Annotated in this window: 21 protein-coding genes and 1 pseudogene; 12 read left to right on the top strand and 10 right to left on the bottom strand. The window is 72.9% G+C overall.

The features are described from left to right. Positions 1 to 4: 4 nt before the first annotated feature. Positions 5 to 1,249 carry a TerD family protein gene (locus tag AB0B40_RS18400; RefSeq protein WP_362264561.1) on the bottom strand — a complete coding sequence of 415 codons (1,245 nt, stop codon included), beginning with the start codon at positions 1,247 to 1,249 and terminating at the stop codon, positions 5 to 7. A 309-nt stretch (positions 1,250 to 1,558) separates the two neighbouring features. Here AB0B40_RS18400 and AB0B40_RS18395 point away from each other — a divergent pair, with 309 nt between their 5' ends. From AB0B40_RS18395 to AB0B40_RS18380, 4 genes are all read left to right on the top strand, one after another. Next, positions 1,559 to 1,990 carry a DUF6643 family protein gene (locus AB0B40_RS18395; RefSeq protein WP_345055881.1) on the top strand — a complete coding sequence of 144 codons (432 nt, stop codon included), beginning with the start codon at positions 1,559 to 1,561 and terminating at the stop codon, positions 1,988 to 1,990. A gap of 45 nt (positions 1,991 to 2,035) precedes the next feature. Continuing rightward, complete coding sequence (locus AB0B40_RS18390; RefSeq protein ID WP_362264495.1) at positions 2,036 to 2,896, top strand: MOSC N-terminal beta barrel domain-containing protein; 861 nt, start codon at positions 2,036 to 2,038, stop codon at positions 2,894 to 2,896. Positions 2,897 to 3,068: 172 nt separating this feature from the next. Then, positions 3,069 to 3,674, top strand: coding sequence for a hypothetical protein (locus tag AB0B40_RS18385; RefSeq protein ID WP_345055878.1), 606 nt, complete (start codon positions 3,069 to 3,071; stop codon positions 3,672 to 3,674). 226 nt (positions 3,675 to 3,900) lie between these two features. Beyond that, positions 3,901 to 6,339 carry a right-handed parallel beta-helix repeat-containing protein gene (locus AB0B40_RS18380; protein WP_362264493.1) on the top strand — a complete coding sequence of 813 codons (2,439 nt, stop codon included), beginning with the start codon at positions 3,901 to 3,903 and terminating at the stop codon, positions 6,337 to 6,339. A gap of 52 nt (positions 6,340 to 6,391) precedes the next feature. Here AB0B40_RS18380 and AB0B40_RS18375 read toward each other — a convergent pair whose 3' ends face one another. Together AB0B40_RS18375 and AB0B40_RS18370 are read right to left on the bottom strand one after the other, a co-directional pair. Next, positions 6,392 to 6,820, bottom strand: coding sequence for a nuclear transport factor 2 family protein (locus AB0B40_RS18375; RefSeq protein ID WP_345055876.1), 429 nt, complete (start codon positions 6,818 to 6,820; stop codon positions 6,392 to 6,394). A gap of 105 nt (positions 6,821 to 6,925) precedes the next feature. Then, on the bottom strand, positions 6,926 to 9,568 hold the full coding sequence (locus AB0B40_RS18370; RefSeq protein WP_362264558.1) for a hypothetical protein: 2,643 nt from the start codon (positions 9,566 to 9,568) through the stop codon (positions 6,926 to 6,928). A 455-nt stretch (positions 9,569 to 10,023) separates the two neighbouring features. Between AB0B40_RS18370 and AB0B40_RS18365 the strand changes: the two genes are divergently transcribed. Beyond that, the gene (locus AB0B40_RS18365) at positions 10,024 to 10,854 is read left to right on the top strand and encodes a DeoR/GlpR family DNA-binding transcription regulator (protein WP_345055874.1); all 831 of its coding nucleotides are present in this window, start codon (positions 10,024 to 10,026) and stop codon (positions 10,852 to 10,854) included. Between the two features lie 69 nt (positions 10,855 to 10,923). Continuing rightward, entirely contained in the window at positions 10,924 to 11,403 is a 480-nt protein-coding gene (locus AB0B40_RS18360) for an SRPBCC family protein (RefSeq protein ID WP_362264491.1), read from the top strand. A gap of 84 nt (positions 11,404 to 11,487) precedes the next feature. Here the strand turns inward: AB0B40_RS18360 and AB0B40_RS18355 are convergent, their stop codons facing one another. The 6 genes from AB0B40_RS18355 to AB0B40_RS18330 form a co-directional block, all read right to left on the bottom strand. After that, a complete protein-coding gene (locus AB0B40_RS18355) occupies positions 11,488 to 12,837 on the bottom strand; it encodes a cytochrome P450 (RefSeq protein ID WP_362264490.1) in 1,350 nt (449 codons plus the stop codon). A gap of 79 nt (positions 12,838 to 12,916) precedes the next feature. Then, entirely contained in the window at positions 12,917 to 13,519 is a 603-nt protein-coding gene (locus tag AB0B40_RS18350) for an ATP/GTP-binding protein (protein WP_345055868.1), read from the bottom strand. Next, positions 13,494 to 13,868: a DUF742 domain-containing protein gene (locus AB0B40_RS18345; protein WP_345055866.1), complete on the bottom strand. Its 375-nt coding sequence runs from the start codon at positions 13,866 to 13,868 to the stop codon at positions 13,494 to 13,496. Before AB0B40_RS18345 ends, AB0B40_RS18350 begins: the two co-directional genes overlap by 26 nt. After that, positions 13,865 to 14,266, bottom strand: a complete 402-nt coding sequence (locus AB0B40_RS18340) for a roadblock/LC7 domain-containing protein (protein ID WP_345055864.1) — start codon at positions 14,264 to 14,266, stop codon at positions 13,865 to 13,867. Before AB0B40_RS18340 ends, AB0B40_RS18345 begins: the two co-directional genes overlap by 4 nt. Beyond that, positions 14,263 to 15,465: an ATP-binding protein gene (locus tag AB0B40_RS18335; protein WP_345055862.1), complete on the bottom strand. Its 1,203-nt coding sequence runs from the start codon at positions 15,463 to 15,465 to the stop codon at positions 14,263 to 14,265. Before AB0B40_RS18335 ends, AB0B40_RS18340 begins: the two co-directional genes overlap by 4 nt. A gap of 230 nt (positions 15,466 to 15,695) precedes the next feature. Next, the gene (locus AB0B40_RS18330) at positions 15,696 to 16,820 is read right to left on the bottom strand and encodes a PLP-dependent cysteine synthase family protein (RefSeq protein ID WP_362264487.1); all 1,125 of its coding nucleotides are present in this window, start codon (positions 16,818 to 16,820) and stop codon (positions 15,696 to 15,698) included. A 329-nt stretch (positions 16,821 to 17,149) separates the two neighbouring features. Here AB0B40_RS18330 and AB0B40_RS18325 point away from each other — a divergent pair, with 329 nt between their 5' ends. Next, positions 17,150 to 17,476, top strand: coding sequence for a hypothetical protein (locus AB0B40_RS18325; protein ID WP_345055858.1), 327 nt, complete (start codon positions 17,150 to 17,152; stop codon positions 17,474 to 17,476). A gap of 214 nt (positions 17,477 to 17,690) precedes the next feature. Then, positions 17,691 to 18,107 (top strand): annotated as a pseudogene (locus AB0B40_RS18320) (ATP-binding protein); the annotation flags it as partial. A gap of 823 nt (positions 18,108 to 18,930) precedes the next feature. Here AB0B40_RS18320 and AB0B40_RS18315 read toward each other — a convergent pair. Beyond that, complete coding sequence (locus AB0B40_RS18315; RefSeq protein WP_345055856.1) at positions 18,931 to 19,221, bottom strand: SHOCT domain-containing protein; 291 nt, start codon at positions 19,219 to 19,221, stop codon at positions 18,931 to 18,933. A 212-nt stretch (positions 19,222 to 19,433) separates the two neighbouring features. Between AB0B40_RS18315 and AB0B40_RS18310 the strand changes: the two genes are divergently transcribed. Genes AB0B40_RS18310 through AB0B40_RS18295 form a run of 4 tightly spaced genes read left to right on the top strand, consistent with a single transcriptional unit; the run spans position 19,434 to position 21,968 of the window. Further along, complete coding sequence (locus AB0B40_RS18310; protein ID WP_362264486.1) at positions 19,434 to 20,024, top strand: TetR/AcrR family transcriptional regulator; 591 nt, start codon at positions 19,434 to 19,436, stop codon at positions 20,022 to 20,024. A gap of 5 nt (positions 20,025 to 20,029) precedes the next feature. Next, positions 20,030 to 20,425 carry a cupin domain-containing protein gene (locus tag AB0B40_RS18305; protein ID WP_362264485.1) on the top strand — a complete coding sequence of 132 codons (396 nt, stop codon included), beginning with the start codon at positions 20,030 to 20,032 and terminating at the stop codon, positions 20,423 to 20,425. Between the two features lie 56 nt (positions 20,426 to 20,481). Next, entirely contained in the window at positions 20,482 to 21,060 is a 579-nt protein-coding gene (locus AB0B40_RS18300; protein WP_345055851.1) for a DUF4865 family protein, read from the top strand. After that, positions 21,057 to 21,968, top strand: coding sequence for a phosphotriesterase (locus AB0B40_RS18295; protein WP_362264483.1), 912 nt, complete (start codon positions 21,057 to 21,059; stop codon positions 21,966 to 21,968). The genes AB0B40_RS18300 and AB0B40_RS18295 overlap by 4 nt, the downstream gene beginning before the upstream one ends. The last annotated feature ends 167 nt before the right edge of the window (positions 21,969 to 22,135 follow it).

The following is a 22,135-nucleotide window of genomic DNA, read 5'->3' as shown; positions in this document are numbered from 1 at the left end:
CCGGTCACTTGCGGCCGGGCGTCCAGTTCATGCCCCAGCCGTAGGCGCGGTCCATGGTCCGCTGGGGACTCGTTCCGCGGTCCGGGACCAGGTACCGCGCTTCGCGCTGGACGATGAGGTCACCGCCGGTGTTGGTGATCAGGGCGAGCGCGCACACCGGGGAGGCGACGGTGCACTCGTCGAGCGAGAACTCGATGGGGGCGCCGTGCTGCGGCTGGAGGGTGACGGTGGCGTGCAGGTCGGCGAAGGACGTGGCGCCTTCGTAGATGGTGACGAAGACGAGGACGCGCCGGAAGTCGTTCTTGTGGTCGAGGTTGATGGTGAGGTTCTCGCCGCCGGCCGCGGCTCCGGTCCGGTCGTCGCCGTCGAGGTGGATGTACGGCGGCCGGTGGAGCGAGCCGAAGGCGTTGCCGAGGGCCTGTACGACTCCCTTGCGCCCGTCGGTGAGTTCGTACAGCGCGCACAGGTCGAGGTCGACGTCGCCGCGGCCGCCCCACCGTCCGCCCCAGCCCGGCGACTGTTTGCGCATCTGCCAGTTGAGGTTCACCCGCATGGCACCGGAGGTACCGCCCTGCTTTGCCAGCGACACGGACGGGGCGGCCTTCGTGAGCGTGACCTTGGACAGACGCACCGGCTGGGCGGGCGGGGCCGGGGGCGTGGCCGCCGGGGCCGCGGCGGGGCGCGGCGGGACGGCGGCCGGGGGCTGTGCCGCCGGCGGTGCGGCGTGCTGGGGTTCGTCCACGGTGATGCCGAAGTCCGTTGCGAGGCCTTCGAGTCCACTGCCGTAACCCTGGCCGACGGCACGGAACTTCCAGCCGCCCTGGCGGCGGTACAACTCGCCGAGCACGAAGGCCGTCTCCACGGTCGCGCCCGGGTTGTCGAAGCGGGCGACCACCTGGCCCGTGGCGGCGTCGGTCACCTGGATGTAGAGCTCCGGGACCTGCCCGAACGTTCCGCCGTCCGAGGAGGCGGCGAGGACGATCCGCTCGACGGCGTCCTCCACGCGCGGGAGATCGGCCAGCAGGGTGTCGGTGACCCGCCCGCCGGCGGTCCGCTTGCCCTCGTGGCGTACGGCGCCGGAGGTGTGGGCGGGCTGGTTGTAGAAGACGAAGTCGCCGTCGGAGCGGACCTTTCCGGCCACGAGCAACAGCGCCGAGGCGTCCGCGTCAGGCACGCCGGGACCGGAACGCCAGCCCAGTTCGACGCGCAGCGCCGTGCTCGGCACCGGCGTGTTCGACCCTTTCGACATTGTCATGTCCGCCCCCATCGCATATCGGCTCCGGCTTTTCGCGCTTCGGCCGGGCCGTCCAGGCCCGTGTCATCCCTACCCGCACAACCTATTCCGGGGGGCGGCGCGCGCCCACGAACGGCACAGCAAGATCGCCGGTCAACCGCTGGTAACCCCGGAGGCGCCCGGCCTTTACACGATCCGAACAGTCAGGGGTGTCCCTTTTTGCCAAGTTCGCTCATATTGAGGGTCCCAGACCACTGCCGACACGGAAAACAACCCTCTTATCGGTCTCCCCAACCAGCACATCGTGGGCTTAACTTATGTGCCATGACCTCCCCCCGCTCCACTTATGGTGGCGGCTACTACTCCGCCTCCTTCCCGGACACCCCGATCTACGACTCGCTCGTGGCCGAGAGGGGCACCCCGCAGATCGCCCCGATCCGGGTCCCCGCCGCCTACGACACGGGCAACAGCCTCCCCGCCCTGCCGTCGGCGCTGCCCGCCCTCCCGGCGGCCCCCTCCGCACAGCCCCCCGCCTACGGCTACCCGCAGCAGCAGCACGTACCGATGCATCAGGCGCCCACGGCGTACATCCCTCAGCAGGCGAGCGCCCCGCGCGGCTATCCCGGTCCGCACGCTCAGCAGCAGCGGCCGATGGCGGCGGGCACCGGGTACGAGGCCATGCGTCCGGCCGCGCCGCGGCCCGCGCCGACCCAGTACCAGGACCCGTACAACAACCAGCAGTACCGCGGCTACTGACCGGCGCGCCCCTGGCTGTCGGTGCCGGCTGGCACCATGGACGGCATGGGAAACGCCACGGTGCTGTCGATCCACGTCCATCCGGTCAAAGCGTTCCGAGCCGTGTCGCTCCGGGAGGCCGCCGTGGAGCCCTGGGGCCTGGCCGGTGACCGGCGCTGGACGCTGATCGACGACGGGGGAAAGGTCGTCACACAGCGCGAGCAGCCACGCCTCGCGCTGGCCGCCGCCGAGCCTTTGGCCGGCGGCGGCGTTCGTCTGTCCGCGCCCGGTCGGGCGCCGCTGACGGTCGAGGTGCCGGAGCCGGCGGTGACCGTGCCGGTCAGCGTGTTCGGCACGAAGGTGGAGGCGGTACCGGCCGCCGCGGCCGCACACGCCTGGTGCAGTGCCTATCTGGGCGTCGGGGTCCGCCTGGTGCACATGGACGACCCGGCCACCCGCCGTCCCGTCGACCCCGAGTACGCCCTGCCGGGCGAGACGGTGAGCTTCGCCGACGGATATCCCCTGCTGATCACCACCGTGGCCTCGCTGGACGCCCTGAACGCGCTGATCGCCGAGGGCCGCGCCGGCAACGAGGGCCCGCTGCCCATGAACCGGTTCCGGCCCAACGTCGTCGTCGCCGGCACGGAGCCCTGGGCCGAGGACCACTGGACGCGGATCGCCGTCGGTGAGGTGGTCTTCCGGGCCCCCAAGCCGAGTGGACGGTGTGTCGTGACCACCACCGACCAGGCGACGGCGGTGCGGGGCCGGGAACCGTTGCAGACCCTGGCGGCCCACCGCAGGATCGGCGGGAAGCTGCTGTTCGGGCAGAACCTCGTGCCCCTCTCCCCCGGCACGATCAGAGTGGGCGACCCGGTCCGGCTGCTGGACCAGCCCGCGAGCGGTACCCCGGCAGTGGGCCGGAGCTGATCCGGCGGGCCGGGAACCGGTGCCCGCTGCCCGCTCGTTGAGGAAGCGAGGGAGATCCGTGCGAGGCCCCGTGCGTCAGCCGACGCGGCGCAGGCGGTGCCGATCGTCCCCGGTCCGGGCCGGGGACGGGCGCCGGCGCGGGGGTCGCGGCGGACCGGAGAGGGGCGAGGACATGCGGGCGCTCAAGGGGCTGTGGCGCTGGCGGCACAATCCGCTGTGCCGCACGACCGATCTGGCCGAGGCGTGGGCGGCCCTCGTAGCGCTGTTGCTGATCGCCGTGGTCGCACCCGTCACGGGGTGCCTGGTCGGTGCCTCCGCCGAGGCCTCCCTCCAGCGGTCCGCGCGACAGCAGCAGCACGCGCGCCATCTCGTCACGGCCACCGTGGTGCGGAAGCTGGGCGGCGCGCTGCCGGAGCCCGACCCGGAGACGGCCTCCGGGCATGGGGTCCGCAGTCGTGTGCTCGCGCGGTGGACCGCGCCGGACGGTGCCCCGGAGCACGGCCCGGCCCTGGCGAGCCTCACATCCCCGCACCGTGGGGACCGTTTCGGACTCTGGACCGACCCGCACGGCCGAATAACGACCCGCCCGCTGGACTCCGCCACGGCGACGGCACATGCCGTGCTCGCCGGGCTCGGCGCGGGCCTGCTGACCGCGGCCCTGGCCGAGAGCGGCCGGCGCCTGACCGTCTGGCGCCTGGTCCGCCGGCGGTACGCGCGCTGGGACCAGGCGTGGGACCGGGCCGGCCCGGACTGGGGCAAGGCGGGCACCGGGAGCTGACGGGGGCACGGCTCTGGTCACCGGGCGTCCCGGCACGCGCTACGGTGGACCGGCTGAAGCGCTGCCGGCGGCGCCCCGCGGGTCCGTGACCCCGGGAGCGAGCACACTTCCGGGAGCGCGAACGCGCTCACGCCCGGACGCCGAGCACGGTCGCGGTCCGGGCGCCGGCGGCCGTCCCGACGGGCAGCGAGCCATCAGTACGACGAGGTGGGGGCACAGCAACGCCATGGCACAGGGCACGGTCCAGGTGACGCACACCGGTACGTCGCGGTGGCGGCGCCGCACGGGTGAGTACGCTTCGCTCACCGCCGCCCTGGAGGCCGCCGCGGAGGGCGACGTCCTCATGATCGCCCCCGGCACGTACCGGGAGAACCTCGTCGTGGAGCGGGCGGTGACGCTGCGTGGGCCCGAGGGCTCGCCCGGCTCGGTGCGGATCGCGCCCGTGGACGGGGTGCCGCTCACCGTGCGGGCCTCGGCCGTGGTGCAAGACCTGCACGTGGAGGGCCAGGACAGCGCGGCGCCCGCGCTGCTGGTCGAAGAGGGCACGCCCGAGCTGATGGACCTGCGGATCGTCACCCGGTCCGCCGCCGGCATCGAGGTGCGCGGCGGGGCCCGTCCGACCGTGCGCCGGTGCACCGTCGACAACCCGGCCGGCATCGGCATCGCCGTACTCGACGGTGGCGCAGGGTTGTTCGAGGAGTGCGAGGTCGTCGCGGCAGGGCAGGCGGGCGTGACCGTCCGGGGCGGGGCCCATCCGCGTCTGGAGCGCTGCCGGGTGCACCACGCCGCCGGTGCCGGGCTCACCGCGACCGGCGAGAACTCCGCGCTGGAGGCGGTGGGGTGCGAGATCTACGAGGTGCGCGGCTCCGGCGTGCAGGTCACCCAGCGGGCCACCGCGCACCTGACGGACTGCGACGTGCACCGCACCACCGCCGACGGGATCACCCTGGACACCGACGCGGTGCTCACGCTCGCCGACTGCCGTATCCACGACATCCCGGAGAACGCGGTCGACCTGCGCTCCCGGTCGGTGCTCACACTGACCCGGACGACGGTCCGTCAGTTCGGGCGCAACGGCCTGTCGGTGTGGGACCCGGGGACCCGGGTGGACGCCAACCAGTGCGAGATCTTCGACAGCACCGGCGACTACCCGGCGGTGTGGGTGAGCGACGGGGCCACCGCCGTGCTCGACTCCTGCCGGGTGCACGATGTGCCGGACGCGCTGTTCGTCCTGGACCGCGGTTCCCGCGCGGACGTCGTCGACAGCGACCTGTCGCAGGTGCGCAACACGGCCGTGTCGGTGAGCGACGGGGCGACCGCGCAACTGGACGACTGCCGGATCCGGGAGGCGGCCACCGGAGCCTGGTTCCGTGACCACGGCAGCGGCGGCACTCTCAACAACTGCACCCTGGACGGCACCCAGACGGGAGTGATCGTCACCAAGGGCGCCGACCCGACCATCGAGCGCTGCACGGTCGACTCGCCCTCGGAGGCCGGTTTCTACGTCTCGGCGGGCGGCCGGGGCAGCTTCCTGAACTGCCGGGTCACCGGCAGCGGCGGTTACGGCTTCCACGTGATCGACGGCTGCCGTACGACGCTGCGCCGGTGCCGTACGGAGCGGTGCGCGCGCGGCGGGTACGAGTTCGCCGACGGCGGCCCGGACACCGGCTCCGGGACGGGCCCGGTCGTGGAGGACTGCACCAGCGACGAGAGTGGCGGTCCCCGGACGCCCGCGGCGCGGGAGCCGGCCGTGCAGACGGTGACGCAGTCCCCCGGCCTGCTGGGCGCGCTCCCCGGGCAGCGGGCGGCGGAGCGGGAGCCGGCCGTCGCCGGTGCGGAACCGGCGGCGGCGCAGCGGACGTCGAAGGACGTGCTCGGGGAACTCGACGCGCTGGTGGGCCTGGAGAGCGTCAAACTCGAGGTGCGGGCGCTGACCGACATGATCGAGGTGGGCCGGCGCCGGCAGCTGGCGGGGCTCAAGGCGGCCTCGGTCAAGCGGCATCTGGTCTTCACCGGTTCTCCGGGCACCGGCAAGACGACGGTCGCCCGGCTCTACGGCGAGATCCTCGCCTCGCTGGACGTGCTGGAGAAGGGCCACCTGGTGGAGGTGTCCCGGGTGGACCTGGTCGGCGAGCACATCGGTTCCACGGCGATCCGCACCCAGGAGGCCTTCGAACGGGCGCGCGGCGGTGTGCTGTTCATCGATGAGGCCTACGCGCTGTCCCCGCAGGACGCCGGCCGGGACTTCGGCAAGGAGGCCATCGACACCCTCGTGAAGCTGATGGAGGACCAGCGGGACGCGGTGGTGGTGATCGTCGCCGGGTACACCGCGGAGATGGAGCGCTTCCTCTCCGTCAACCCGGGCGTGGCCTCGCGCTTCTCCCGCACCATCACCTTCGGCGACTACGGCCCGGAGGAGCTGCTGCGGATCGTGGAGCAGCAGGCCGACGAGCACGAGTACCGGCTGGCGCCGGGCGCGGGCGAGGCGCTGTTGAAGTACTTCACAGCGATCCCGAAGGGGCCCGCGTTCGGCAACGGCCGTACCGCCCGGCAGACGTTCGAGGCGATGGTGGAGCGCCACGCGAGCCGCGTCGCCCGGCTTCCCGACCCGAGCACCGACGACCTGACACTGCTGTTCCCGGAGGACCTGCCGGAGCTGCCCTGAGCGCTGCCGTGATCGGCCGGCGGCGGTGGCCGCACCCGAAGGCCCCGAAGGCCTACAGGCTGTCTCCCCAGCCCTCTTGGATCATGGTCTGGAACGCCCACTTCCCGTCCCGCCTGAGCAGGATGTCCGCGTACCGGAGCTGCTGGGATCGGCCGTCCACGGTCATGGTGGAGTCCGTGAAGACCACCGCCATGGAGGAGGACAGGAACACCGGGGTCCGGGTGGACTCGAAGGTGATGTCCCGGCTCCCTTCGCCCAGCACCTGGGTCATCGTCGCGGTGAACCGGTCCCGGTCCCACTGCGCCGACCGGCCGTTGCCGGCGGCATCGTCGCTGACGAGGTTGAGCGGGAACACGGCCATGTCCGCCATGCGCTGCACGTCGCGCTTGCCGCTCGCGGCGTCGTACTCCGCGAACCAGGCGTCCAGGCTCGCGCGGTCCTCGGCCGTCGGGGCGTAGCCGGTGTCGGGGAGAAGGGTCATGCGGGCTCCTTCGGAGAAGCGGTCACATACGAATAAGTAGTCAAGTTTTTCTAGTGGACGCCCAGGAGAGTACACCGCACGAGCGACTTAGTAAAACTTGATTAGTCAGCCGGTGTCCGGGCGCTGGCCCGGCAGGTCCGGGCTCAGACGAGCCAGGAGGGCGGCCCGTTCGCGGGCGAAGGCGGGATCCGACTGGTAGTCGGAGTGGCCGAGGATCGGGGCCGGAAGCGGGTGTCGGGCGGTGCGACCGTAGGCGCGGGGATCCGGCAGGGGCTCATGGTCGACGTCCGGGGTCTGGTCGCCGGGGACGCGGACGGGGCCCCCGATGGGGTCGGTCCGGCGGTACAGGTTGCGCCAGCAGGCGATGTCGTGGTGCAGGGCGGCGAGCGCCGGCGGCCCGAAGTGGGCCGGGAACCAGCGGCCGTACAGGCGCTCCAGCGGGGAGCCGTAGGTGAGCAGGGCGACTCGTGCGCGTACGGACGGCGGGAGTTGCCAGGCCGCCGCCGCGGCGAGGACGGTGCCCTGCGAGTGCCCGGACAGCACCAGCCGGCCTCCGCTGCGCCGGGTCCAGGTGGCCATGCGCCAGGTCAGGTCCGGCACCGCGCGTTCGGCGTAGCAGGGCGGTGCGAAGGGATGGGCGGCGCGCGGCCAGAAGGTGCCGACGTCCCAGAGGATGCCGATGGTCCGCCGGGCTGAGGCGTCCTTGTAGGCGCGCCTGCCCCAGGTCACGAAGAGGACGAAGCCGAGTCCGACGAGCCAGGAGCCCAGTGCCTGGGACGTCTCGGCCACGGCCCGGACGGCATGGTGCGTGCGGTGGGCCGCTCCTTCGGGCGTCTCCCCGGTGGCCAGGGCACCGGCCAGCGCCAGGCTGCCCAGCAGCAGGGTCGCGGCGGCGAGGACGGTGACGACGAGGGGCATCCGGTCGGTGAGGGCCGCCATGGCCCGGGCGTGGGCGATGGCCCGGGTGCGGGACGGATCCTCGGGTTCACCGGGGTGCTCATCGCGTACGCGGGCACGTTCGACGCGGGCGAGCCGGGCGGTGCGTACCGCGAGCAGCGCGGCGACGACCAGCAGGATCACGGCGACCGCCGGGATGGCGGACGCCTGCCAGGTCAGCAGCACGGGCGGCCCGGCGAGCAGGGCCCGGGTGCCGTCCAGCCAGTCGGCGACGCGCTGGGCGACCCCGCCGGACATCACCCCGCCCAGCGCGCAGGCGAGCAGCGCGACGGCGGGACCACCGAGGCCCCGCATCCCGGCACGTGGGTCGGGGCGCCGCCGGTACAGATCACCGGCCACGGCGCCGAGGGCGACGACGAGCACGCCCTGCGCCAGCATGAGGCCGCCGAAGGCCGGGTCGCCCGGGAGCCGTCCGGTGGTGTGCCAGCCGGGCCGGGACCAGCCGGCGTACACCAGGCCGAGCAGCAGCAGGGCGAGCGCGCCGAGCGGCAGCGAGCGTACGAGGTACCGGTCGAGCCGCTGGTCGAGCCGGTTCTCGCTGCGGCCCCGGCGGCAGACGACCACCACCACCGCGACCGCCCAGGCCAGCAGGGCCGCGGTCAGGAGTAAGCCGAGGACGTCCAGGACGGCGGGGCCACCGGACCGCCGGTCGAAGCGGACCGCCGGAGTGGCGACGGCACCGGCCACCGTGAGCAGGCCCGCCGCGGTGTGCGCCGCACGCAGCCGGGCGACCAGACGGCGCCCGTACCAGAAGCCGGGCCGGGCCAACGCACTGCCGTGGGCGTCGGCGGCCGGCCGGCACTCGTCGATGTCCGGCTCGGGGATGTCCGGCTCGGGGTCGTGGGTGCCCGGCCCGGACCGGGCGGCGCCCGACGGCTCGCAGTCGCAGGTGCCCGGCCTGGATTCGCCGACGCCCGGCCGGAAGCGGGGTGCCTGCGGCCCGGGGCCGCCCGCCGCCGGGTGGCGACCATCCGGCCCCGGCCCGGGACCGCCCGCAACCGGGCCGCGACCGTCCGGTCCCGGCCTGGGACCGCCGCCGTTCGGCACCGAGTCGGCGTCGCCTGGCCCGCAGACGGCGTCGTCCGGCCCGCACTCGGCGGCGGCCCGCCCGCACACGGCATCGCCCCGCCCGCAGACGGCGTTGGCCGCCCCGGAGTCGGCCGGCAGGGGCCGTTGGGACTCGTAGGCGTTCCACGTGCGGTGGGAGAGGTACCAGAGCAGGGCGGTCAGCGCGGTCGGCACCGCCGCGGCCACGGCCAGCCGACGGCCGGGCGCGCCCCACCAGCCACCGCTTCCAGCCGGTGCTCCGGGGGTCCCCGGCGTCAGGAAAACCAGCCAGGAGTGGCGGCCGGCGCAGGCCTGGGTGCCCGCGCACTGCCAGGCCACCAGGTCGAGGGCCACCTCGCAGGCGGCGGCCACCAGCAGCACCGTCAGGGTGAGGGCGGTGAGCCGCACGAGGAGGCCGTAGAGCCGGACGGTGCGCGGCCGGGCGGGTGCGGCGGGGCGCATCCAGTGGGCGAGGTTCACGACCATGAACGGCAGCAGCAACAGCCACAGGGCGCGGCTGCCGTCGCCGGAGGTGAGGTTGCACCAGACATAGGCCTCCCGGACCGGCCCGCGCCCCGCGGCCTTCCCGGGTTCACCACCGGGCCGTCCCCCTGGCCCGCTTGGCCCCCCTGGCTCCGCTTCGGAGGCGCGGCCGGCCGGGGCGGGTCCGACGTCCTCGGCACGCCGGAAGACGGCGGCCGTGTCGTCACCGGTGACCCGGACCGTGCGCGGGTCACCGAGCATCCTCTCGGGCGTGGCGCCGCCGACCCCGTGCACCAGCAGTTCCAGATCGCGTCCCTGCTCCACCGGCCGGCCGGCCGTCCGCCACCCGGCGGTCCCGTTCTCGTACTGCCCTGCCGGGCGCTCCTCGTGCCGCCCGGTGCGGCGCTCCTGTGCACGTTCCACCGTTCTCGCACTTCCCCCGGTGACGCCCTGACGTCTGTGCCGTGCGCGCTTCAGGATCGCCGGTCCGGCGGTCGCGTACCCCTCTCGTCACGGAATCTCCCCGATCCGTGTGACGGCGGGCGGTGCGGCCACGGCCCGAGGGGGCGGTGACCCGGGCCGGCAGGTGGTGGCGCGACCGGCACCGACCCGTGAAAGGATGGGACGCCCGCGCACTGCCGGACGGTTGGAACTTCCTGGTCGGAGCCGGTGTGCCGGACGGGTGGACGGTTGGCGGCGAAAGGACCGGAGCGTACGTGAGCGAGAATCAGAACCTCCTCGCGGAGCAGCGTCGCGCCCTGATCCTGGACGAGGTCCGGCGCCGGGGCGGGGTGCGGGTGAACGAGCTGACCCGCAAGCTCGGTGTCTCGGACATGACCGTGCGCCGCGACCTGGACGCGCTGGCCCGTCAGGGCGTCCTGGAGAAGGTGCACGGCGGTGCGGTGCCGGTGGTCGAGGCGAGCACGCACGAGCCGGGCTTCGAGGCGAAGTCGGGGCTGGAGCTGTCCGCCAAGGAGGACATCGCGCGTGCCGCGGCCCGCCTGGTCGCCCCGGGGGCGGCGATCGCCCTGTCCGGCGGTACGACGACGTACGCGCTCGCCCAGCACCTGTTGGAGGTGCCCGAGCTGACGGTCGTGACGAACTCGGTGCGGGTCGCGGACGTCTTCCACGCCGCGCAGCGCACCTCGGGGCAGCGGCAGGGGTCGGCCACGGTGGTGCTGACCGGTGGGGTGCGCACCCCGTCCGATTCGCTGGTGGGGCCGGTGGCCGATCAGGCGATCGCCTCGCTCCACTTCGATCTGCTCTTCCTCGGCGTGCACGGCATATCGGTGGAGGCCGGCCTGTCCACGCCGAACCTCGCGGAGGCCGAGACCAACCGGCGGCTGGTGCACTCCGCGCGCCGGGTGGTGGTGGTCGCCGATCACACCAAGTGGGGCACGGTGGGGCTGAGTTCCTTCGCCGCGCTGGCTCAGGTGGACACGCTGGTGACCGACGCCGGGCTGGCCGCCGAGGCGCGCGCGGAGATCTCCGAACACCTGCGGGTGGTCGTGGCGGGCGAGCCCGGGGAAGACGGCACAGACATCTGAGACGCCGTCAGCTATGGTGCTGCTGCCCGTTCCACGGCGTTGCGGAAGTGGCACAAGGGGGTTGCGTCCATGGCTCATCGTCTGCGCCCGGTCGACCTCGGCTTCGTCGGGGCCGCACCCGTACGCCTGGTCTTCACTCGGGAGGTCTCCGCGTCCCCCGAGCAGGTCTTCCACGCACTCGCCGAGGACGTGCCCGGCTGGCCGCGGTGGTTCTCGGCGGTGACGTCCGCCCGGGCCACCGACGGCGGCGCCGGGCGGGAGATACGGCTCAGGGGCGGGACGCGGTTCGAGGAGACGGTGCTCGCGGCGAAGGCGCCCGAGGTGTACGCCTACCGCGTCGACGCCACCAACGCGCCGGGCGCCCGTGCCCTGGTGGAGGAGTGGCGCCTCGCTCCTCGCGACACCGGGACCGGCACCCTGGTGCAGTGGACCTTCGCCGCCGATGGCACGGCACCGTTCCGGTTCGTGCTGGGACTGGCCCGGGCCGGTCTGGGGCGCGCCTTCCGTGACGCGATGACGTCCCTGGACCGGCGCGTGGCGGTGCGCTGAGCGGACGGTACAGCGGGCCGCGGGCCGTCGGCCTCTGTCCCCGCCCCTGCCCGTGCTCCTTCCCCCGCCCCTCCCCCTGCCGCGTCAGACCCGGAAGACGTCCAGGAAGGTGCTCCAGAAGCCCTTCTTCCTGACCGGTTCCTGGCGGGCGGAGGCCGTCGGCGCCGCGGGCAGCGGCTGCTCGGCGGCGGCGGACACGCTCCTGCCCTGTACCGCGGCGGCCATGCGGGTGGCCGGTGTCGGGCTGAAGGCCACGGGCAGCGCGACCAGTGCGCGGTGGAACGGGCCCGGCCGCCACTCCAGTTCCTTCTCGTGGACGGCCAGCGTCAGGTCCGGCAGGGCGTTGAGGATCTTCTCGATCGCGGTGACGGCGATGACGTGCGCCGGACCCTTGGCCGGGCAGGCGTGCGGGCCGGCTCCCCAGGCCAGGTGGGCGCCCTTGCTGTGCGTCCGGCGGGCCTCGGCCAGTGCGGGATCGCTGTTCGCCGCGGCGAAGCTGATCACGACCGGGGTGCCCGCCTCGGCCACCACTCCCCCGAGGTCGACGTCCTGGACCGGGTAGTGGGTGGCGTAGTTGGCGATGGGGGTCTGGTTCCACAGGACGTGGTCGATCGCCTCCTCGATCAGCAGCCCGGAGTCGCGTCCGCTGGTGCCGGGCGACAGCAGCAGGAGCAGGGCGTTGCAGATCAGGTTGCGCTCGGGTTCCACACCGGCGCCCATCAGGATGACCAGCTGGTCCCTCAGCTCCTCGTCCGTCAGCCCCGCGGGGTGCTGGACCAGCCAGGAGGTGACGTCGTCGCCGGGCCGGCGCCGCTTGAGGGCGACCAGTTCCATGAGGCAGGCGTTGATGTCCTCGCTGGCGCGCTGGGCGTCGTTGCCGTCGAACATCGCCGACATGGCGCCGGTGAGGGTGTCGCCGATGTCCGGCGGGCAGCCGAAGAGCTTGTTGAACAGCAGCAGCGGCAGCAGTTTGGCGTAGTCGCTCAGGAGGTCGGCGCGGCCTCGCTCGCTGAACCGGTCGATGAGGTAGTCGGCGATGGGCTCGACGTCGCGCCGGACGCGGGTGATGTTGAGCCGGGCGAGGCTGTCCGTGACGGCCTTGCGCAGCCGCAGGTGCACGGCTCCGTCGGTGAACAGGCAGTTGGGCCGGTACGCCATCATCGGCAGCACCGGGCTGTCCAGCGCGATCCGTCCTTCGTTCAGCGCCTTCCAGCGGCGGGAATCCCGGGCGAAGAGTGTGGAGTTCTGCAGCACGCGCAGCGCCGTCTCGTGGCTCACGACCAGGGTGGCGTCGACTCCTGGCGCGAGTTCGACCGGGCCGGCCGGACCCTGGGCGCGCAACCGGTCGTAGACCTGCTGGGGATCGGCGGCGAACGCCGCGTCGTGCATCGGGCATCCGGCCCCGGCGGAGGCGGGGGCTGACTGGCGGTCCATGGGGTTCCTTCTGCTGGCTCCGGGCGGGGGTCCGGGCGGGATGGCTTGTCGGGCGGCTCGGGCGCGGGCGGATGGCGTGTCAGGCGGCTCGGGTGAGCAGGTGGCGCACGAGGGCGATGAGCGCGTGGGCGGAGGACTGCCGGTCGCGGGCGTCGCAGTAGACGACGGGGGTGTCGGGGAGCAGGTCGAGGGCCTCGCGGACCTCCGCCTCCTCGTAGGCACTGCCCGTCGCGAAGCTGTTGACCGCGATGGCGTACTCCAGGCCGTACCGCTCGACGAGGTCGATGACGGGGAAGGTCTCCTCCAGGCGGGCGGGATCGACCAGCAGCAGCGCACCGAGCGCGCCGCGGGCCATGTCCTCCCACAGCTGCATGAAACGCTGCTGTCCGGGGGTGCCGAAGAGGTACAGCACGAGGTCGTCGCTGAGGGTCAGACGTCCGAAGTCCAGGGCCACGGTGGTGGTGGTCTTGTCCGTCACGCCCCTGAGGTCGTCCACATGGAGGGACGCCTGTGTCATCTTCTCCTCGGTCCGCAGCGGGGTGATCTCCGACAGCGAGCCGATGAACGTCGTCTTGCCCACGGCGAAATGCCCGACGACCAAGATCTTGGCAGCGTTGGTCACCGCGCTGGAGACGTAGATGGATCCAGGGGCCGTCTCAGCCGATGAGGGATTGGAGTCCATTCAGAACCTTCTCGAGGGTCGCTCTGTCAACGTTCTGAGCCCGGGGCGGCTCGGCGCGGCGCAGGAGGTGGCCCTGCTCGGATAAGTCGGTCAGCAGCAGCCGGGCCACCCCCACCGGAAGCCCCACGTGCCCGGCCACCTCGGCGACCGACAGGTAGCCGCCCGCGCACAGGTTCCAGATCGCCATCACCTCGGGGCCGGCTCCCAGCGGCGGGGTCCGCTCGGGAGCCAGGGTGACCAGGGTGTGCAGCGCCAGGTCGTCCGAGTCCGGCAGCGTCCGGCCGCCGGTGATGACGTAGGAGCGGACGAAGTCGCTGGTGACGGAGGCTTCCTCACCGGGCCTCGTCATGCGCCGGCACCGCTGTCCGACCGGGGCGGCACGCTCATCGCCTTGCTCAGCCCGGCGACCGTCTTCTGCATACGGAAGGACATCGCTTCCATGTCGACGTCAGGGGCGGCCGAGACGGCGAGGTAGGAGCCCTGGCCGGCGGCGATCAGGAAGATCCAGCCGCCGTCGTACTCCAGCAGCGTCTGCTTCCAGATCCCGTGTCCCGCTCCCACGAACCCCGCGACGGCACGGCTCAGCGACTGCATCGAGCTCATCGCGGCGGCGTTCGTCTCCGCGTCGTCCCGCCCGATGTCGTCCGAGCGGTGCAGCAGCAGGCCGTCCCCCGAGACGAGGACGGCGTGCCGGGCTCCGCGCACCTCGAGCACGTCGTTCAGCACCCAGGACAGGTCGGTCTTCACTTGTTGTCAGGTCCTTCCGTGGTGTTCGTGGTGCGCCCGAGCTGTGTTCCGCGCGCGAACGCCCCGAGCCGCGACGCCGTCACCTCGCTGGCCGGCTCCGGCGTCTCCTCCTGACCGGCGGTGTCGAGCGCCGGGACCACCGTGACGGAGCCGTTGCGGCGCCGGCGTTTGGGCAGACCTCCCGAGGTCGTCCCCACCACGTGCGAGGGGCCCACGACCGGGACCGGCGCGAGGCGCTGGGGTGCGGCCTCCGGGCCCGCGGTGTCCTGGACGCCGGCCACGGGGGACGGAGCGTCGGCCGCGAGGAGGCTTTCGGGCACACGAATCACTGCACGCACTCCGCCGTAGGGGGATACGGAGCCGACGGAGACGGCGAAGCCGTAGCGGGCGGCGAGCATGCCGCACACGGCGAAGCCGAACCGCGGCGGATCGCCGAGACCGGTGATGTCGACGGGACCGTCGACGGACAGCAGGGCCGCCGCCCGGTCCTTGGTCTCCTGGTCCATGCCCAGGCCGGCGTCGTCCACGATGAAGCACACACCGGTCGGTACGGTCTGGATGTTGACCTCGACCGGCGTCCCGGGCGCGCTGTAGTTCGTCGCGTTGTCCAGCAGTTCGGCCAGTACGACGGCCACCGGCTCGACCGCCTTGCCGACGAGCGAGACGTTGACTTGCGAGTGGACGCCGACCCGGTCGAAGTCCCTGATCCTGCCCTGGGCGCTGCGGGCGACGTCGTAGACGGTGGCGGCGCCCTCACGCCTGCCCAGCCAGCCGCCGCAGAGCACGGAGATGCCCTTGGCGCGGCGGCCGAACTGGCTGCCCGTGTGGTCGACCGTCATCAGGTCGGCCAGGACGTCCGTGGTGTCGCCGTACTTCTTCAGCAGGTCGTCGAGGAGTACCTGCTGCTCCTCGGCGAGCGACTGGAGCGTTCCCATGGCGGACTTCAGCACCGCCTTGGTGGCCGCCTCCGCGTCCGCCCGTACGTCGGTGAGGTCCTGCTGGTGCCGCGAGGTCAGCGCGGCGACGTGCGCGTGCAGCTGACCGACGTCACCGTGGGCCTTTGCCAGTCCTGTCTCCAGGTCCTTCCGTGTTCTTCGGAGAGCCATGTTGGTTCTCCGGGCACGCATCACTGCGGCGACCGCAGCGACGAGCACCACCAGCAAGATCCACAGCAGTGGATCCGTGGTCAATGACGTCATGAGACTCTCTTCAAGTCGCATCGCGCCGGGAGCGTGCAGAGCGCGATGGTGCCTTTGACTGTCCCCCAGACGCGTTCATGACACGCCGTCAGCCCACTGAAAAGTGGGATGATCTTATCAGCCATACAGACACAACCGGCGGGCCCCGAGCGCCAATTGAGACGTCACCAAACCCACACACCCCCGTCATCTGCCCGTCGGACAACGACGGGCGGCGGGGGCGGGCGGTCTCAGCGCGGCCACACCCCCGTGGCCAGGAACGAGTCGATCGCCGCCGCGTACGGTGTGATGTCCAGGCCCTGCTCCGCGAGCCACGCGTCCGAGTAGTACTTGTCCAGATACCGGTCCCCCGGGTCGCACAGCAGGGTGACGACACTGCCCGTACGGCCCTCGGCCACCATCTCGGCGACGATCTTCAGCGCGCTCCACAGGCCGGTGCCCGTGGAACCGCCCGCCTTGCGGCCGATGGCGCCCTCCAGCGCCCGCACGGCGGCGACACTGGCCGCGTCGGGGACCTTCATCATCCGGTCGATCGCCCCGGGCACGAAGCTCGGCTCCATGCGCGGCCGGCCGATGCCCTCGATCCGGGAGCCGCAGTCGCAGGTGACGTCCGGGTCGCCGGCGGTCCAGCCCTCGAAGAAACAGGAGTTGTCCGGATCGGCCACGCAGATACGGGTGTCGTACTGCATGTAGTGGACGTAACGGGCGAGGGTCGCCGAGGTGCCGCCGGTGCCCGCCGTGGCGACGATCCACGCCGGCTCCGGGAACCGCTCCAACTGCAACTGACGGAAGGTCGATTCGGCGATGTTGTTGTTGCCGCGCCAGTCCGTGGCCCGCTCGGCGTAGGTGAACTGGTCCATGTAGTGGCCGCCGGTCTCCACCGCGAGGCGGGCGGACTCCTCGTACATCTTCCGGGAGTCGTCCACGAAGTGGCACCGGCCGCCGTGGAACTCGATCAGGCGGATCTTCTCGGCGCTTGTCGTGCGCGGCATGACCGCGATGAAGGGTACGCCGATCAGCTTCGCGAAGTAGGCCTCGGAGACCGCCGTCGAGCCGCTGGACGCCTCGATGACCGGGCGGTCCGGACGGATCCAGCCATTGCACAGGCCGTAGAGGAACAGGGAACGCGCGAGCCGGTGCTTGAGGCTGCCGGTCGGGTGGGTGGACTCGTCCTTCAGATAGAGGTCGATACCCCACCGCTCGGGCAGGGGGAAGCGCAGCAGGTGCGTGTCCGCCGACCGGTTGGCGTCGGCCTGAACCTTACGAACGGCTTCTTTCAGCCAACCGCGGTAGGCGGCGTCGCTGCGGTCGACGTCGAGGGTGGCGCCGGCCCTGGCCTGGGGGGTGGTGCTCACTGAGGGGCTCCTTACGCTCGTCGCCGACGGCGCCTCACGCGGGCCGGCATGTCGAGCATAGGCACCTTTCACACACCTTCCCACCTGCATAAACGCAGCTTTGAGCCACCCAAAGACGCTCTGGGGCACAGACGTGCGAGCCGACTGGGGGCGCATGGACGCAAGTGCTCCGGGCGGCTGTCGCGGGCGCCCCGCGCGTACTGGTGCTCCACGCCTCCCCGGGGCAGACTGCACGCGTCGGGACGACCCGTCCCGGACGGGGGCGCACACGGAACCATGGAAACACCGCGAGACGGAACCACGGAGACACCGCAAGGGGGCGTCGGGACATGGCGGAGCCGGAGTTCACGGCCACAGGAGTGCGCATAGGCAAACGCCTGCGTTCGCTCACCCGGGCCGGACAGGTCCGGATCAGCGACGGCAGGCTGCAGTTGCTCACCAGCTACGGCAGCGAGATCGACAGCGCGCCGGTGCAGGCGGTGCGCGCCTCCACACCGTGGTTCGTGCCGGACGACCGGGCACTGGCCGATGTCAACGGCACGCGGTACCTGCTGACGCTGGGCGAGCGGGACCCCGCCCCCGGCCGGCCCGGACCGCCCGCGGCACGGCGGTTCGTCGAGGCGGTCCGCCGCGCGGCGGGCGGAGGGGGCGGCTGAGCGGCGCCCGTAGCGGCCGTAGCGGCGAGTTGCGGGAGCGCTTCCGCTGCGTCACGCTGGTCTCACGTCACTCTGGGTTTACCGGCGATAACGCTGCGAACCAGCCCGCCGGCCACGACAGCAGGCAGACGTTTGGACGCAAGCACCCTGCTGGATCCGTTGTTCTCCGTGTTTCTTCCGGTTCCTCCGGACCTCACATCGGGGAGTCGCAGCCGTGATCAGTCACCCAAGCAGGCACTGCACGGTGGAGCTCCAAGCCCTGCCGTCGCGGATCGGCCAGGTCCGCAGAATCGTATCTGCGCAGTTGCGCTACTGGCATCTGGACCCGTTGATAGACCGGGCCGCGCTCGGTGTGACGGAGCTGCTGAGCAACGTCCACCGGCACGCCAGGCCCGACAAGTCGTGCACCGTCGAGCTGGAGCTGCTGCCGGACCGGCTCACGGTCTCGGTGCACGACCACGACCCCCGTCTTCCGGTGCCGTCCGACGCCACGGCCGCGCCGGACGCCACACCGCTGGCCACGTGCGGGCGGGGCCTGGCGATGGTGGCCGCGGTGAGCGAGAGCTGGGGCGCACGGCCGGACGGCGAGAACGGCAAGGTCGTGTGGTTCACACTGCCGGCCCCGGCGCCGGCCGCCGCCCATCCGGCGCGGTCGCCGCGGGGAACCGTACGACCGGCGGCCACACCCACCCCCGTCACGGCGGGGACGGCTGTCACGGCGGGGACGGCCGTCACGGCGGGGGCGACCGTCACGGCGGGGACGGCCGTTACCGCGGGTACCGCCGTTCCGTCCGGGGCTCCGGTTCCGGCCGGTGTCGCCGGCCCTTCCGGGACTCCGGCTCCCGCGAGCCTCGCTGGTACTTCCCGTACTCCGGTTCCCGTGGTCGTCGCTGGGCCTTCCGGGGCGCCCACTCCGGCGGTCACGTCCGCCCCGGCGGGGGCTTCCCTCCCGGCGGGGGCTTCCCTCCCGGCTGGGGCTTCCCTCCCCGCGGGGGCCGGGGCCTCCGTCCGGGCAGGGGCGGAGGTGTCCCCGGGGACGGTTTCCCCGCCCACCATGGCGCCCGCGCCCGCAGTGGGTCCTGCCTCGCCCGGGGCCGGGGCGCCGGCTCCGGCACGGTCGGCCGTGCCGGGCTGACCGGACTGCGGCCGGTCCGGTGCCGCCGTTCCGGTGTCCCCGGCGCCGACGGAGTGAGACGGCCCGCGCGGTGATGCGCGGGCCATCGCCGACGGGCGGTCGCCGCGGCGGTCGGCGTGGACACCAGGTCGACCGCCTGGAAGACGAAGCCGGTCCGGTCGCGGCACAGCATGAACAGGCGTCGTCGTCCGGCGTCCCAGGAGTGACGTCGGCGCCGTCCAGGGCGTGTACCGCGGTCGCCTCACTGCCTGCGCCTTCCGTCGCCCACACCTTCACGACGTCCGCCACGCGGGCCGCGTCCGCACCACCGTCGTCGTGGTCATGACGTACCGCCCGTGCCCGCACGACCGAACTGCTCCTCCAGGACGGACAGGCGGCGCCAGTACTCGTCCTCGTCGATCTCGCCGGAGGCGAAGCGGCGGCCGAGGACCGCGAGCGGCGAGCCGCCCGCCGGGCGTGCCGCGTCCACCGGCCGCCGGGGGCCGCCGCGCCCGCGCCAGGCGGTGCGGCGCAGGACCGTGACGGCCCCGACGGCGACGGCCGCCCAGACGAGCGGGAAGAACAGGATCCACGGGCCGGGCCCGCCGTCCCAGTGAGCCAGGGTCTGCATCTCGGGTCGTCTCCCTCGTGAGCCGGGGTCTTCTGGTGCTGTCACGAGGTTCCCGCCGACTGGGGTCCGGGTCGTCGTGCGGCCGGCGGCACCGCGCGTACCCCCGTGGGAGTACGGGTCGGAGCCCGCCCTGCTTCCTGCTTCCTGCTTCCTGCTTCCGGTGAACTCACCCCGTCTGTCCGTCGACGGACTGGCGCTATGTAACTACTAGTATGTACAGTGACGGCATGAGCACCCCGGAACGACTGATCGAGTCCACCCGCGAACTGCTGTGGGAGCGCGGGTACGTGGGCACCAGCCCCAAGGCGATCCTGGAGCGCGCGGGGGCCGGCCAGGGCAGCATGTACCACCACTTCAAGGGCAAGCCCGATCTCGCCCTGGCCGCCATCCGGCGCACCGCGCAGGAGCTGCGGGCGGCCGCCGAGGCCGCTCTCGGCGGTCCGGGCACGCCGTACGAGCGCATCGAGGCGTATCTGCTGCGCGAGCGTGACGTACTGCGCGGCTGCCCGGTCGGCCGGCTCACCATGGACCCGGACGTGATCGCGAGCGAGGAACTGCGCGCGCCGGTCGAAGAGACGATCGCCGCCATTCGTGAGCGGATCGCCGCGATCGTCGAAGAGGGCAAGCGGCAGGGGCAGTTCGCGCCCGGTCTGGACGGCGAGGAGATCGCCGCCGCCGTCTTCGCGACCGTGCAGGGCGGCTATGTCCTCGCCCGCGCCTCCGGGTCCCCCGCCGCCTTCGACGCCGGCGTACGCGGACTGCTCGCCCTGCTCGCGCCCCGAACTCCCGGACAGGAGAACTGAGTCACGTGCACATCACCAGACGGCGTCCCGACACCCTGAGGGGGCCGGCGGAGAACTTCACCGGCACGGTCTGGCTGGACCAGATAGCCGCCCCCGCCGCCCCCTCCCGGCTGCGCATGTTCAACGTCCACTTCGCGCCGGGCGCCCGCACGGCCTGGCACCGGCACCCGCACGGCCAGGTGCTGCACGTCCTGGAGGGCGAGGGGCTGGTGCAGCGCAGAGGCGGTGCGGTGGAGGAGATCCGCGCGGGCGACACGGTGTGGATCGAGCCGGACGAATGGCACTGGCACGGTGCCGGACCTCGCACCTTCATGACCCACCTCGCGGTCGTCGAGGCCGCCGCGGACGGCACCACCACCGAGTGGGGCCACCAGGTGTCCGCCGCCGGCCACCCCGACTGACTACGGCGCTCACGCCGTCACGCCCGTCACGCCCGTCACGACGAAAGGCACGTTCGATGCACGCCCTGCAGTACGAGATGACCCTCCCCGCCGACTACGACATGGGCATCATCCGCGCCCGGGTCACCCGTGTCAGCCCCGCGCTGGAGGAGTGGGCGGGCCTCGGTCTCAAGGCGTACCTGATACGCGAACGCGGCGTACACGGCTCGCCGGTGAACCAGTACGCGCCGTTCTACCTGTGGAACACGCTCGAAGGCATGAACCGCTTCCTGTGGGGCGGCGCCTTCCAGGGACTCGTCGACGACTTCGGCAGGCCCGCGGTGCGGCAGTGGACCGGGCTCGGCTGTGCCGAGGGCACCGGCTCCCGCCCCGCGGTCGCCGTGCGGCGGCGCCGGCCGGTGCCGGAGGGCGTCGAGTTGACGGTCCTGATGGAGGACGCCGTGGCCGAGGCGGAACGTCTGGCGGCCGAGGACGGCGCGGTGCTGGCCGCGACGGCCGTGGACGCGCACCGCTGGGAACTGGTGCACTTCTCGCTGTGGGAGCACGACGCGCCCAAGGCCGACGGCGATGTGTTCGAGGTGCTGCACCTGTCCGCACCCGGCCGGGACCGGATCGCGCGCGGACGGCAGTGGTGACGCGCGTCCGTACGGTCCTCGGCGACGTCCGGCCCGGCGAACTGGGCGTGTGCGACGCGCACGACCATCTCTTCCTGCGCAGCCCGCGGTTGCCGGGTCAGGAGCTGGCCGACGTCTGCGCCGCGCGGGCCGAGCTGGCGGCGTTCCGCGCGGCGGGCGGGGCGGCCGTCGTGCAGTGGACGCCGTACGGCATGGGACGTCAGGCGGCGGACCTGCCGGCGCTGTCCCGGGCGACCGGGGTACGGATCGTCTGCGCCACCGGACTCCACCAAGCGGCGCACTACGAACCGGAGGTGCTCGGCCGGCTGCGCGGCGGACGGCTGGCCGCGCTGTTCGTCTCCGAACTCACCGAGGGCATCGGCGCGACCGGGGTACGGGCCGGACTGATCAAGGTGGCGGGTGGCTTCCACGGGCTCGACGCGCACGCCCGCTGGACCATGACCGCGGCGGCCGAGGCGCACCATGCCACCGGCGCGCCCATCGCCGTACACCTGGAGCTGGGCACCGGCGCGCTGGACGTGGTGGACCTGCTGTGCGGCGAGTTGGGCGTGGCCGGGGAGCGGGTGATCCTGGGCCACCTGAACCGCTCCCCCGACCCGGTCGTGCACCGGCAGGCCGCCGCGGCGGGCTGCTGGCTGGCGTTCGACGGGCCGTCCCGCACCCATCACGCCACCGACTGGAGGATGCCGGAGGCGGTGGGGACCCTGGCGGAGGCGGGGTTCGGGGACCGACTGCTGCTCGGCGGGGACACCGTGACCGCCGGGGCGCGCTCGGTCGACGGCGGGCCCGGGATGCCGTACCTCCTGCGCCGGGTACGGCAGCGGCTGGCCGAGACGGTGGGCACGGAGCTGGTGGACCGCGTGCTCGCGGAGCATCCGGGGCGGGCGTTCGGGACCGACTGGCCATGAGCACGCCCATGGGCCACTGCCCGAAGAGCGGCGGACTTCGGCCTCGAACCGGTGGAATACCCCGGCACGCGCGTCATGGGCGCCACCCCGAAGGAGCGCGGCGGGTCGGTCACCGTGGACGGTCCGGCTCGGCGGATCACCGTGACGTACTGACGGCTCCGGGCGTC

The sequence above is a fragment of the Streptomyces sp. NPDC042638 genome, assembly GCF_040647235.1.
Lineage (GTDB): Bacteria > Actinomycetota > Actinomycetes > Streptomycetales > Streptomycetaceae > Streptomyces > Streptomyces rameus.
This window is presented reverse-complemented; position numbering and strand designations above follow the sequence as displayed.